The sequence below is a fragment of the Gammaproteobacteria bacterium genome (assembly GCA_041395725.1).
Lineage (GTDB): Bacteria > Pseudomonadota > Gammaproteobacteria > Pseudomonadales > Pseudohongiellaceae > NORP240.
Window position 1 is genome coordinate 3,008,044 of the sequence record JAWKZW010000001.1, and the last position, 12,479, is coordinate 3,020,522.

Sequence of the window (12,479 nt, forward strand, 5' to 3'; positions counted from 1 at the left end):
AGCCGGATAGCACATGAAACAGGCAGACAGTTGTCAGCGATTCCTTTTTTCCGGGTTGGATATCCGTGGCGAGGTGGTCAGGCTGGGCGAAAGTTACACTGAAGTACTGGCCAACAAGGATTACCCGGGGCCGGTTCGCAATCTGTTGGGGGAGTTCCTGACGGCTTCTGTGTTGCTCAGTACTACGGTGAAGTTCGACGGCAGACTGGTTTTGCAGGCTCGCAGTCAGGGCGAAATTCCATTGATCATGGCGGAATGCACCAGTGAGCAGCAGTTGCGGGGGATCGCCCGCTACAGTGACGACCCTGTCTCGGATGAGTTTGCTGACCTGCTCCGTGCCGGGACCCTGGCGATTACTATCGAGCCCCATCAGGGAGAGTCCTATCAGGGTATCGTCCCGCTTGCACAACACACGCTTGCAGCCTGCCTGGAAGAATATTTTCTCCGCTCTGAGCAGTTGGAAAGCCGGTTTTTCCTCGCTTCGGACGGTGTTACATGTGCCGGTCTGCTGCTGCAGCAACTGCCCGCTCAATTACTGAAAGACGAAGAGTTACGGCACGAGGAGTGGAGTACAGTGTCGCAGCTCGCTGCTACGTTGACTTCCAATGAACTGTTGTCCCTGACAAACGAAGAAACGTTGTATCGCTTGTTTCACCAGCACAGGATAAAACTCTTTGACCAGAAGCCGGTGGTTTACCAATGCAGCTGTTCCAGGGAACGCACTGCACGGGCACTGCACGCTATAGGCGAGGAGGAGGTGATGAGCATAATCGCCGAACAGGGTGCTGTCGAAATAACCTGCGAATTTTGTGGTAAGCAGTATCGTTTCCTGGAGGGCGAACTGGGGCTGTTGTTTGAAAGTCCTGTTGACGGGAAGGCACACTAGCAGGCTTCTGAGATTCACACCCTTTCGAAGCAAATCCCCATTAATCCAAAACACTTTCGATCAAGTCTGTGCGGGTCGGACCATGGAGAGCTTCCTCCCCGCGACAGATATCCGGGGTCAGTCCTGCTTCCCCAATTCGTTCTGTAACTCTTCCTGACGAGCGCCGGCAAGAATACCGGGGAGCGCATAATTCCCTTCGTGGCAGGCGTATTCGTAAATCCGGTCTTCAACGGCGTTCATGGGCAGTTCACCGGTCCAGGGCTGACTGTAGATCCTGGGGTCGTCAACGGTAAAGCTGTAGAGCAGTGTCTTGTCGTCAAGACGCGTGAAGCGCTCGGTAACCACCGCTTCCGGGGACAGGTAAATAAAATGCCGCAATGAGGCCCGAAAGCTCTGCTGAGGATGGAAGTTGGTCGTCTCTACGACGAGAGTGTCACCGTCGTAATAACCTATTGAGTCGCCCAGCCATTTGGGCTGGTCCGTGTGCTGTGTGTCCCCCATACGGATAATGCGCGCATCGTGATTCATCTCCGCGAGAATCAACACGTAGTCCTCAGTCTGCACGATTTGACTATGGTTGTTATAAAGCACGGGCAGCATGGGAGGGCCTCCTGAGGAGCCAAATCCCACCAGGCAGCGTTCCCCCAGGGGGCGCGCTTCAGGCCCATCAAACTGGCCCCGGCCCGAAGCTCTGCCGGCGAAAATGGCCCGTTGGGCACCTTCGGCCCAGGGTAGTCGACCGTTCTCCGGTTCCACTATGATTGAGGTTCTTATTTCCCCATTGATGACTGCCATGCGTTCACCGGGGTCCATCCAGAACGTGTTGTAACCGCCAACGTCCGGCTCTGAGTCCGCATCGCGGGAGGTAAGATCTTCCAGGTAACTTTCCCCGGTAGTTCCAATACGGGCTGCCTCCTCAGCGCTTATGACCGGCTTGCCACCAAACTGTGCGCCTCGCTCCAGCATGGTTACGGTGGCAATATTGTAGGTGCCCTGCAGGTCAGGTGCGCCAAAACTGGTACGTGGCACCAGATAGTCATCCTGTGCCTGTGCCGCAAATGCAGAAAGCAGTGATGCGGCAGCCAGGGTTGCGCCGAGTGCTGCCAGTGGCTTGGATTTCAACGTTTGTTCCTCCGGATGCAGGGATAAGCAGGGCACGGTGAACCCCCTTACAGATAGCTCGTATTATAAAGACTAAGATACTGGAATCTGCCTGAAATTCGATGCCCGGGGCGGAAGATGCGCTGAGTTGGAGGCGCGGCAAGTCCCCACCCTTGGATTCCTTCATTCATTCCACAACAGTTCCTGAATCGTACCGTACCGCCCGCCCGGCAGACAGCCAGGAAGCTGCCCGGCCCGGACTCCCCCGCAGTAAGCGCCTGATGATTCTGGCAACCGCTTTGCCTTTGCCGGCGGCGATTGATCGTATCGCCTGGTTGCCGAAAAGCATACCCTTGAGCCCTGTTGCACCTGATCTGTATATAATTTTGCAGATTCTCCCGTTGCTTGCTTCCGATCTGGTACGACAGAAAACCATGCCCAGGGCCTGTATGTGCTGGTTTGCGGGTCTGCTGCCGACGTCAGTTATCATTAATCTGCTTTGGAGTTCACCCTGGTGGCTGGCCGCTGCGCCAAAACTCATGGGTGTAGAGAGCTGGTAAATACGTGCGGTAGAATTATCAGCGGCTCCCCTGGATGGCTGAGCGTGTGCTTTCGCCGCCAGGATTAGGAGTGCGATACACTGTCACATGGCGCAGCAACACAATTTTCGATTTGGCAGGGCAACAGGGGACCAACAATGTATATCAATACCTATGTGCTGGGGGTGCCAGAACATAAAAAGAATCAATACGTCGCTCTGGCGCAGCAGTATGCTGAGATTGCCAAGGAGTACGGGGCGCTGGAAATAGCTGAAAATTGGGAATCTGACGTGCCTGACGGTGAGCAGACTGATTATCGCAAGGCAGTAAAAGCCCTGCCAGGCGAGAAAATCGTCGTGTCCTGGGTGATATGGCCGGATCGTGCGACTGCTGACAAAGCACACAAAGGCATGTTCGCCGATCCCCGCATGGCAGAGATTGGCGAGATGCCATTTGATGGCAAGCGCATGATTCTTGGCGGGTTCGAACCAATCCTGCTGTTTCGCAGGGAGGGATGAGCATCTGCTGCCAGTTCGCCAGTGAGTGAGGTTACTCCAAGCAGAATCACCGCTCATGTCATCATCTACGAATGGCCTATTAGGGTTGACTGAACGACAACAGAATGTAGCCGTTCTTAGTGGCAAAAATGCATGAACTCTATGATGAGTCCTATCGCATTCAGTATTGTAACTTCCTGGAAATGTCAGGAATCGGTGCGGATTATAGTCCACAATGGATCCTCGATGAACATCTGGCAGATTCTGGAACATCTGAAAAAGAAGGAGTCTATTGACCCTCAGGCAGAGGTCCCATAGTGTTTGGCCAATAAGCTGAAGAGCGCTGGTCGGAACCAGCCAACTCACGCTTCCATAAGTTCATTCTATGTCGGGTACTCTTGCAGCGCCCTGGCAGGCAGTTCTCGAATGATGGTGGATTTGGTCGGCCCGTCTATGCGAGACGCTCTGATTTCCTCGATGCGCTGGTCGATCTCGCGTGGAAGGCGAATGGTCATAGCATTCATCAACTCATCTGCGCCAAGGGGTGGTCTTCCTATCCTATTGGCTTGGCTTTTGTTCTTTTTTCTGGGCATTTTGACTCCTCAGGTTTCACAATATTAGTCAGAGGTTCCTTATATCTGAAATAATCGATTGAATTTGATTGCCAGGCCACGATTTCTTAATTCAAGCGAATCGGGATTACCGAAAGGATCGGTATTCCTGTCATCGCTGTACACAATAAATAGTTCGCTGCCGGGTGCCCATTCCCATCTGAAGCGAAAATTACTGCTGAAAGAGCTGGCTCTGGAGTCGTACTGGATTAAGCCACTGAAATACATGCGTGGAGTAATGGTGTAAGTTACGCGAAACCGACCAAGCTCGGTACGAAAATCACCTTCGGGTAACTCAACCTTATTAAATGAATAACTTGGTTCGATTGATAACTGCGGCGAAAGTTCGAGGCGGCCGGAGCTGAGTCCGATAGCTGTGTTGGTGCCACTCCAGAAGTCGCCAACCCGCAATGATAATTGGCCGCTGAATTGCCGCTGGGTTCCAAGACTGTACGAAAGCTCGTAGCTGGTAAAATCATACTCACCCGGTTGCAGTGTTACCTTCGGTGCGATGCGAAATGGTCGGGTTATCATCTCAAATTCATCAATCACTGAGATATCCACCGAGTCGCCTTCTTCGAATTCGGCAGTAAAGCTTAGCTCATGGCGGCGAGTCTCCAGATTATCTGTAGTGGCAGACCAGTAAGACTCTGTATTAGCCTGGAGTACAAACCGCCGAATAGATTCGCTGGAGGCGATGCGGGGGCTGAAGCGACCCCCACCTTCATACTGCTTGAAATTGTTGCGTCTCTTGAATCCGATCTCTGGATTGAAATTGTTTTCAACTACAAGATAACCTGACCGGAATCCATAGCGGTCTCCATTGTATTCAAAGTTTCCCATATAGCTCAGATCATCGTCCTGGAGGCCTGACGTTTCTGTTTTAGCTGCAAACCCGCTGAGCTCAAAATCTGTGAGGAAGTTGAACTGCCCATCAATACCGTATAGTTGATTGGAACCCTCGCTAATGGCTGAATTTGATCGGTCGGTCAGAATAAGTCCTACGCGACTGCGGCTGAGAATGTCTCTCTTGACTCGCAAAACAGAAAAGTCAGTGGATTCAAAACCCTCCAGTCCTGCGCCATCAGTACCGATTGTCAGGGCACCGACATCGAAGTCCCCGATCTTTCCGGTTAGCCTGCCACCGACATCTATGGGTACAATCTGTCCCTGTTCCAGGCCGATTCGGCGGCTGAAAAACATGGTTGGTATGTCCAGATTACCAGGCTGTGTAAAATCAAAATTCCCCCTGCCTTCCAGGAAAAACTCTCGTTTCTCAGGAAAAAACAGGTCGAATCGAGTCAGGTTTACCTGCCTTTCGTCCACTTCCACCTGGGCGAAATCGGTGTTATAGGTAAAGTCAGCCGTCAGGTTGTTGGTAATTCCAAATTTAACATCAACTCCCACTTCGCCATCCAGCTCGTCGTTGATCTGTGGCGTCACCAGGCGATTTGTTGATAAGTTGCTAAGGCCGTAAGGCTTAATTTCAAGGTTGAAGTTGCGTGGGGGGACCTCTATCTCAGTAAGCGTACCGGCTTGTGAAATTCGCCACATGCCGGCGACCAGGCTGTTACCAAAAGCTGCCGAGATCGGCAACTCAGTGAGATAGGAAGCTTCATTCAGTCGTCTTATGATGCGGCGAAATTGAACTCCCCAGGTCTGGTCCGCTCCGGGTTCGTAGCGAAGCGATCTGAATGGTATGCGCATCTCAACGGTCCAGCCTCCGTCGAAACGGCCGACCCGGGAGTCCCAAACGACATTCCAGTCAAAGTTCACGCCTCGACCTCTGTCACCTTCGTTGGCTATAGCAAAGTCAGAGAAGCCTCCGATCGGAGTCACCAGAAACGCGACGCCATTGCGTCGGTCGAGGTAAGTATCCAGCATGACTGAGAACGAATCATTGGATCGGAGTTGAATGGTGTCCCTGCGCATTTCATTGGCAACCCAATCTTCTTCAGGTACTGATTCGTAGTTGCGTGCAGCAATATATATATTATCGTCATCGTAGTAGACCCATGCTTCAGTTCTCTCACTGGCCGGGCCCCCCTCATCTGGAATCTGCTGAATAAAACTGTCAATTGGGGAAAGCTGTGTATAAACATCTTCATCCAGATTTCCGTCCACGCTTATATCGCCGTCATATCGGACCGCCTTTATAGTTGTTCTGCCTTCGGCATCATGACTTACTACAACCTCCTGTGCCCTGGCATTGGAGAATCCAATACTGCACACCACAAACACAGCCAAAGATGCTTTCAATGGAGAGCTTTTCAGCAGAGCAAAAGCCGAAACAGCGAGGACGGCCTGGTCGTTTTTACTATTCTTGTTATCCATGTGATCCTCTTCTTTGGATTAATTGTTTTTTGTGAAATCTACATTTTATTGCACATAGTGTATATACACTATGTGTGCCAATGTGTGACATCGTGGGTTACATTCGGCTTGGCAGTCTGACGTAATGTTGGACGCTGGTGGGCGTCGAATTTAGAATAGAGGCGCGAAAGCGGTACCACTACCTGACCAATACAAGAGGAGATTACTGCATTGCCTGAGGACGAGGAGTTGATAACACAGCTAAACGATTATGAAACTTTGCTTAAGGCGGGACTGAATTCTCGGTGCAGTATGTTTCACCTGCGGCGCTCGTCACGTGCGGTAAGTAGACTGTATTCAGGTATTTTGGACGACATTGGTTTGGATTCGGGCCATTTCAGTGCGCTGATGATAATTTCCAGGCTTGGCCCATTGTCTATCAGCGATGTCGCCAATCGAATGGGTCTGGAAAGAACCACAATGAGTCGAAACCTTAAGTCTCTAAGCAAACAACAATTAATCAAAATAGGGGATTCAGGGCATGGACGTACTCGACAAGTAGAACTGACAGAGAAAGGCAATAAGGTCCTGCTTGAAGCTATACCACGATGGGAAGCCTCTCAATCCAGGTTGAGAAAGTTGATAGGTGAAGAAGACATGGAAGCGCTGAATACTTTATTAGCGCGCGTTTACGCGGTGACTCAGGCGGATTCAAAATGAATAGTTGAACAAGGGTTCGCCAATTCAGCAAGCCGGACGACCTGCCATTATGCATACCCCTGAAGTTCTACTTATAATCCTGCAGGGCATGGTTGTTTCTTATCAGCAGTGAAACTGCCTATTCTCAGACTTCAAGCCATTCTGCTCTGACGTCATCCGCCTGCATAAGGGTTTCTGGTGTGCCTTCGTAGACCACCTTGCCATGGCCCATGACATAAAGTCGGCTCGAAATTCTCAGGGCGATATTCAGCTTCTGTTCCACCAGCAGGATGGACACACCCCGATCGGCAATTTCCCGTAGCAGATTGCCAACCTGTTCAACCAGTTTGGGCGCCAGGCCTTCGGTCGGTTCGTCGATCATGACCAGGGCCGGGTCCCCCATCAGGGTACGGCACATGCACAGCATTTGCTGTTCGCCGCCGCTGAGAACTCCGCCAGGGACGTCGGCTCTTGCCTTCAGGTTAGGAAACATGGAGAAAATTTCCTCGATGGTCCAGCGGCCACTGGTACGGGCAGATTTCTGGCCAAGGGCAAGGTTCTGGCGAACGGTCAGCGTGGGGAAGATATCCCGATTTTCCGGAACGTAACCGATACCAAGTTTGGCGATCTCAAAGGATTGTTTGCCCGCTATTTCCTGCCCTTTGAAGTGAATCGAGCCCTGGGGTTTTACTTCGCCCATAATGGTTTTAACCGTCGTGGATCTGCCTACGCCGTTACGCCCCAGCAGGCTGACGATTTCGCCTTCCTTGACGGTGAAATTCACTCCCTGCAGGATGTGACTTTTACCGTAATAGGCATGCAGGTTGCGTACTTCAAGCACCGGTGGCCACCTCTCCCAGGTAAGCTTCCTGAACCTTAGGGTTGTTGCGGATATTCTGTGGTGTATCGGTAGCGATAATCTCGCCGTAGACCAGCACGCTGATGCGATCTGCTACGTCAAACACAATGTTCATGTCGTGCTCGACCATGACCAGGGTTTTCCCCTCGGTAACCTTTCGAATCAGTTGTACAGCGTTTTCCGCCTCGCTGTGGCTCATGCCTGCCACCGGTTCGTCCAGCAGGATGACGTCAGCTCCTCCGGCGATGGCAATCCCCAGTTCCAGAGCCCGTTGCTGGGCATACGCGAGTTCGGCGGCAGGGAAGTGTGCCTTGTCGCTGAGCCCGATTTCCGCAAGGATTGAGTGTGCTTTATCATTCAGACCGAATTCCCGCCCCAGCAGGTGCCAGAACGAATAGCGGTAACCGGCGTTCCATAACAATGCACAGCGAATATTCTCAAATACGTTCATACGCGGAAAAATGTTGGTGACCTGAAAACTTCTTGCCAGGCCGAGCCTCGCTATCTGATAGGGTGTGTTGTCATGAATGGCTTTACCCTTGAAGTTGATAGAGCCGGAAGTCAACTTGTAGCGACCGCTGATCAGGTGGAAGAGGGTGGATTTCCCTGCGCCATTGGGGCCGATAATGGCGTGCTTCTCGCCTTCCTGAATTTCCAGCGTGACATCACGGATAATCGGAGTGGGACCGAAATGTTTGCTGACATTCTGCAGTGAGAGTATTGCCATGCTGCTCACTCCTTTTCCGCCAAAGCAGAGTTGGCGGTATCCCAGGCGTCCCGCAACTGTCCCAGGGAAAGCCAGGTCAGGTAGGCGGAGGCGCCAGTCAGACCGATCAGTATAGCCCAGCTGAAAATGCTCGCCGGGTTGAGTGTCAGGCCCAGGTAATGGAACACTTCCTGCTGCGTATGGCTCATTTCGATCAGTGCGATGGCGCCAGCTAAGCAGGCCAGGCCAGGCGTGCCGGTTATGAGGTAGGGGGCAAGCAGGTTCTTCAATCTGCCGTGAACCCAGGCAGTCTGGTGCATCATAATGAAACCGGCGAATCCTCGCGGCAGAAACATCACAGTGAGCAGAAACATAATCCCCAGGTACAGCATCCACAACTCTGTATAGCTGCTGAGTAAGGAGTTCATCAAGGTCAGAATCACAGCGCCGATTATAGGGCCGATGAAATAGCCCAGGCCGCCGATATAAGCCATCAGCAACACCCGGCCCGATGTCGCCGCGTTGAGGTTTTCCTCGGTCATGAATTCATAATTCATGGCGAACAGGCCACCGGCGATGCCGGCAAACAGCCCCGAGGCACAAAAGGAAATGAAGCGTACCCGCCGGGCACTGTACCCGATAAATTCGGCGCGCTCGGGGTTATCTCTGACGGCGTTGGCCATCCGGCCGGCGGGTGTCTGGGTGAACAGGTACATGAAAAGCGTGGCGATGAAGACCCAGAAAGATGCAAGGTAATAGACTTCCAGGTCCTGGGCAAAGTCGACACCGAACAATGGCGGGCCAAAGGTTCGGTCGCCAATTACGCCGGCTTCGCCCCCGAAGAAATCCGCAAAAATCAGCGAAGATGCAGCAATCAGTTCGCCAATACCCAGGGATATCATGGCAAACACGGTGCCGGCTTTACGGGTCGAAAAGCTGCCGATAAGAATTGCCGCCATTAACCCGAACAGACCGCCGACAAGTGGGATCAGGACCACGGAAAAGTAGACAGTTTCGAATTCAATCATGATCAGGGCATGCACGGCCATGAATCCGCCAAGCCCGAAATACACCGCATGGCCGAATGACAGCATGCCCCCCTGGCCCAGCAGCATGTTATAGCTGAGAGCAAAAACGATGGCTATGGCCATCTGGTTCAGAATAGAGATTCCAAGTATGGAATCGAATATCCGGGGCAGTATCAGCAGGATGGCGAGAAAGACAAGCCAGATTGTCAGTTTCTTTAGCATTGATTCATTCTTCCCGCTTGCCAAGCAGGCCGGTGGGCCGGAATATCAACACCAGTACCAGCAGCAGAAATGGCAGGATCGGAGCAATCTGGGGCAACGTCAGTGTCCACAGATCGTTCAATGGGTGGCTGCGCTCGAATGACAGGCCCAGCAGTGCCAGCAAGTCCGGCATGCCGACATCCGATGCGATGGCGTAGGATTGCAGCAGTCCGATCAACAGCGAGGCAAGAAAAGCTCCGGCAAGAGAGCCAAGACCACCGATGACGACAATGACAAACACGATGCTGCCAAGCACCAGCGCCATACCGGGAAACGTGGTAAGGACCGGCCCGGCGATGACTCCCGCGACACCAGCCAGCGCAGACCCCACGCCGAAAACGCCCATGAAGATCAGCGGTACGTTGTGACCCAGACTGGCGACCGTATGTGGGTGCGAAATGGCGGCTTGAATGATGATGCCAACGCGGCTGCGGGTGAGGGTGTGGTACAGGCCGATAAAGATGGCTACCGAGATAAAAATCATGAACCCCCGATAGGCGGAGAATTCCTGGCCAAAGAGAGTGAACAGCGGGAAATCCAGTAAGTCGGGCTGTTGGTAGTCTTTGGTATCCCGCCCCCAGAAGAACTGCACCAGTTCTTCAATCAGAAATGCCAGGCCGAAGGTGAACACCAGCTCTGCAACATGACCGTGTCTGTGTACGTGACGCAGTCCGTAGCGTTCAACCAGAGCCCCGAGGATGCCGACGATGACGGGGGCCACTAACAACCCGACCCAGAAACCCAGGTAGGTGCTGATTGAGTAGGCGAAATAGGCGCCTAACATGTAAAAACTGGCATGGGCAAAATTCAGTACGCCCATCATGCTGAAGATGAGTGTCAGGCCGCTCGCCAGCATGAACAGCAGCAGCCCGGTGACCAGTCCATTGAGGGTTGCAAAAACGAATACGTCCAGCATCTGTTCGTTGTTCTCTCTGCGCGCTGCGTTTCAGCGGGTGCCGGTACCTTAACGGCGGGGTCGTCTCATACGGCAGCTGGTTTCGTTAAAGGTTTCCTCTGCAGGTACATGGTATTCGCTGAACAGGCCGAAGCCTGAGTTATCCGCATCGAATTCAATGTTCTCGTCGGTATGCACCGAAATGTGCAGCGATTGAAAAATCTGATGATCTTCGCCGCGCATCCAGACTTCCTCACCGCTTAACGTGGTGTGGCGCATATCCTCGAGGGCCAGGGCGATATCGTAGGGGGCAGTGCTGCCACTTTTTTCGATTGCTTCTACGACCATGCGCAGGGCATTGACAATGCGCGGCTGCGTCACATCGTTGCCCGGGTTGGCGGCCTTAAAAGCCCGGATGAAGTCCTTGCGTTCCTCGGTGGGAATAGGATTGGAGGTCTCGTTGTGAACCAGATAGACCAGGCCCTTGGCATCCTCTCCCAGTGTTGCGGTGATGCCGTCGTAAGCCGCATAGAATGTGTATATCGGTATACGCAGTCCCGAGTCGATTATTGACCGCGCCAGCGATACCATGTCTGCGCCGAAATTGCCGGTAATCACGGCGTCCGCTCCGGAGGCGACTATCTTGGTGACATAGGGGGTAAAGTCTTTTACCTGCCCGATAGGATGAAGTTCGTCCCCGACGATCTGGATGTCCGGGCGTTTTTCTTTCAGCATGGCAATCGAGGTCTCGGCTACAACCTGGCCGAAGGAATAGTCCTGACCGATGATGTACACACTCTTGATGGCATCATTCATGGCGATGTAATCGGTGAGTACTTCGAGCTTCATAATGGCATGGGCATCGAAACGGAAATGCCAGAAACTGCAATTCTCTTCGGTGAGGATAGGGTCCACCGCCGAATAATTGATCTGTAACACCTCCTGGTCCGGGTTGCGCCGGTTGTGTCGGTCAACAGCAGAGCTCAGGGTATTGGCGACGGCAGAACTGTTGCCCTGAAAAATTATCTGTATTCCCTCGCCAATGGCGCGCCGGAACTGTAACTGGGTTTCGGTTGGGCTTTGTTTATTATCCAGGGGAACAATTTCGATCTTGCGACCATTAAGGATGCCGTTTCTGGCATTGTAAAAATAGTCTGCAGCGAACTGAAGCTGTTTAAGACCATTGTTCCCGATGGATGCGAAGGAGCCTGATAGAGGGTCAATAAATGCAATGCGGACCGGCTCCTGGGCCTGGCCCGCCAGCGCCGTTAGCGCCAGTGAAAACAATACCAGGGCGTTGAGCAGGACTTTTTTCAGGGTAGTATTCATCGCTGTTAATCCATGTTGTTTTCAGGGCGACTGCCCGCCAGGGCTGGCGGCTGGGCAATTGGATTAGAAGACTCTCGGAGCGCTGTTTCTTTTAATAGTGGCCCGACATTAACCCAGAGTCGAGATTTAAATCAAGAACTGCATAAGCGGATGGGGCAAACGCGACAAATACCGGCACCAGTTGGCCCAGACCCGGAAATATTGGTGATTTTGGCGTAAACTATCGCCTGCTGATGATTGATTATCGTTGCGGCAATATTCACCGTGCCGCTTCTTACCGGGGTGCTGCTGACATGAAGCTGGCTGGGTTCGATATACCAGAGGATGAGCTGGAAATAACCGCGATTCACTCCGGGGGTCCGGGCGGGCAGAATGTCAATAAGGTTGCCACCGCAATTCATCTGCGATTTGATGTCGGCGCCTCCCGGCTGCCCGAAGAATACAAACAAAGACTCCTCTCATTGCGTGACCATCGTATTTCATCGTCGGGCGTTATTGTTATCAAGGCTCAGCGTTACCGTTCACAGGAATCGAATCGAAGAGATGCCCTGCAGCGACTCGAAGGCCTGCTTGAACGCGCCAGCCGAAGTTCTGCTCCCAGAAGGCCGACACGTCCAACGGCCGCGTCAAAGCGTAGACGGATTGAGGAAAAAAAAGCGCGTGGGAAGATTAAAAAGATGCGTGGTTCCGGTAGAGTTGATGAGTAATGTGCCAGGATATGTCAGCCAAATAGACTAAGGAGCCTCTGATTAATT

Annotated in this window: 13 protein-coding genes; 5 read left to right on the forward strand and 8 right to left on the reverse strand. The window is 52.6% G+C overall.

Translation table 11 applies throughout. The features are described from left to right. Positions 1-13 precede the first annotated feature (13 nt). Positions 14-886: an Hsp33 family molecular chaperone HslO gene (hslO, locus tag R3F50_13215; protein MEZ5491263.1), complete on the forward strand. Its 873-nt coding sequence runs from the start codon at positions 14-16 to the stop codon at positions 884-886. 117 nt (positions 887-1,003) lie between these two features. On the opposite strand, the gene R3F50_13220 is transcribed toward hslO, so the two are convergent. Continuing rightward, a complete protein-coding gene (locus R3F50_13220; GenBank protein MEZ5491264.1) occupies positions 1,004-2,008 on the reverse strand; it encodes a hypothetical protein in 1,005 nt (334 codons plus the stop codon). Between the two features lie 152 nt (positions 2,009-2,160). On the opposite strand from R3F50_13220, the gene R3F50_13225 reads away from it, so the two are divergent. Together R3F50_13225 and R3F50_13230 are read left to right on the forward strand one after the other, a co-directional pair. Further along, entirely contained in the window at positions 2,161-2,547 is a 387-nt protein-coding gene (locus R3F50_13225; GenBank protein MEZ5491265.1) for a hypothetical protein, read from the forward strand. 137 nt (positions 2,548-2,684) lie between these two features. Beyond that, positions 2,685-3,044 carry a DUF1428 domain-containing protein gene (locus R3F50_13230; GenBank protein MEZ5491266.1) on the forward strand — a complete coding sequence of 120 codons (360 nt, stop codon included), beginning with the start codon at positions 2,685-2,687 and terminating at the stop codon, positions 3,042-3,044. A 362-nt stretch (positions 3,045-3,406) separates the two neighbouring features. Here R3F50_13230 and R3F50_13235 read toward each other — a convergent pair whose 3' ends face one another. Both R3F50_13235 and R3F50_13240 read right to left on the reverse strand, forming a co-directional pair. Then, positions 3,407-3,616 carry a hypothetical protein gene (locus tag R3F50_13235; GenBank protein ID MEZ5491267.1) on the reverse strand — a complete coding sequence of 70 codons (210 nt, stop codon included), beginning with the start codon at positions 3,614-3,616 and terminating at the stop codon, positions 3,407-3,409. Positions 3,617-3,655: 39 nt separating this feature from the next. After that, positions 3,656-5,968 carry a DUF5916 domain-containing protein gene (locus R3F50_13240; GenBank protein ID MEZ5491268.1) on the reverse strand — a complete coding sequence of 771 codons (2,313 nt, stop codon included), beginning with the start codon at positions 5,966-5,968 and terminating at the stop codon, positions 3,656-3,658. Positions 5,969-6,178: 210 nt separating this feature from the next. Here R3F50_13240 and R3F50_13245 point away from each other — a divergent pair, with 210 nt between their 5' ends. After that, positions 6,179-6,667: a MarR family winged helix-turn-helix transcriptional regulator gene (locus tag R3F50_13245; protein ID MEZ5491269.1), complete on the forward strand. Its 489-nt coding sequence runs from the start codon at positions 6,179-6,181 to the stop codon at positions 6,665-6,667. Positions 6,668-6,791: 124 nt separating this feature from the next. Here R3F50_13245 and R3F50_13250 read toward each other — a convergent pair whose 3' ends face one another. The 5 genes from R3F50_13250 to R3F50_13270 are packed head-to-tail and all read right to left on the reverse strand — an operon-like array spanning position 6,792 to position 11,724. Further along, positions 6,792-7,487 (reverse strand): ABC transporter ATP-binding protein, encoded by a 696-nt coding sequence (locus tag R3F50_13250; protein ID MEZ5491270.1) that lies wholly within the window; start codon positions 7,485-7,487, stop codon positions 6,792-6,794. Further along, positions 7,480-8,232 (reverse strand): ABC transporter ATP-binding protein, encoded by a 753-nt coding sequence (locus R3F50_13255; GenBank protein MEZ5491271.1) that lies wholly within the window; start codon positions 8,230-8,232, stop codon positions 7,480-7,482. Before R3F50_13255 ends, R3F50_13250 begins: the two co-directional genes overlap by 8 nt. A gap of 5 nt (positions 8,233-8,237) precedes the next feature. Continuing rightward, positions 8,238-9,461, reverse strand: a complete 1,224-nt coding sequence (locus R3F50_13260; protein MEZ5491272.1) for a branched-chain amino acid ABC transporter permease — start codon at positions 9,459-9,461, stop codon at positions 8,238-8,240. A 4-nt stretch (positions 9,462-9,465) separates the two neighbouring features. Continuing rightward, complete coding sequence (locus R3F50_13265) at positions 9,466-10,416, reverse strand: branched-chain amino acid ABC transporter permease (protein MEZ5491273.1); 951 nt, start codon at positions 10,414-10,416, stop codon at positions 9,466-9,468. Between the two features lie 48 nt (positions 10,417-10,464). Beyond that, positions 10,465-11,724, reverse strand: a complete 1,260-nt coding sequence (locus R3F50_13270) for a branched-chain amino acid ABC transporter substrate-binding protein (GenBank protein MEZ5491274.1) — start codon at positions 11,722-11,724, stop codon at positions 10,465-10,467. Positions 11,725-12,017: 293 nt separating this feature from the next. Between R3F50_13270 and arfB the strand changes: the two genes are divergently transcribed. After that, positions 12,018-12,431: an alternative ribosome rescue aminoacyl-tRNA hydrolase ArfB gene (gene arfB / locus R3F50_13275; protein MEZ5491275.1), complete on the forward strand. Its 414-nt coding sequence runs from the start codon at positions 12,018-12,020 to the stop codon at positions 12,429-12,431. Positions 12,432-12,479: the final 48 nt, after the last annotated feature.

Bases quoted from the DNA above. Each gene is read 5' to 3' on its own strand.
- hslO (MEZ5491263.1), top strand. From the start codon at position 14: ATGAAACAGGCAGACAGTTGTCAGCGATTCCTTTTTTCCGGGTTGGAT.
- R3F50_13230 (MEZ5491266.1), top strand. From the start codon at position 2,685: ATGTATATCAATACCTATGTGCTGGGGGTGCCAGAACATAAAAAGAAT.
- R3F50_13235 (MEZ5491267.1), bottom strand. From the start codon at position 3,616: ATGCCCAGAAAAAAGAACAAAAGCCAAGCCAATAGGATAGGAAGACCA.
- R3F50_13240 (MEZ5491268.1), bottom strand. From the start codon at position 5,968: ATGGATAACAAGAATAGTAAAAACGACCAGGCCGTCCTCGCTGTTTCG.
- R3F50_13255 (MEZ5491271.1), bottom strand. From the start codon at position 8,232: ATGGCAATACTCTCACTGCAGAATGTCAGCAAACATTTCGGTCCCACT.
- R3F50_13260 (MEZ5491272.1), bottom strand. From the start codon at position 9,461: ATGCTAAAGAAACTGACAATCTGGCTTGTCTTTCTCGCCATCCTGCTG.
- R3F50_13265 (MEZ5491273.1), bottom strand. From the start codon at position 10,416: ATGCTGGACGTATTCGTTTTTGCAACCCTCAATGGACTGGTCACCGGG.
- R3F50_13270 (MEZ5491274.1), bottom strand. From the start codon at position 11,724: ATGAATACTACCCTGAAAAAAGTCCTGCTCAACGCCCTGGTATTGTTT.
- arfB (MEZ5491275.1), top strand. From the start codon at position 12,018: ATGAAGCTGGCTGGGTTCGATATACCAGAGGATGAGCTGGAAATAACC.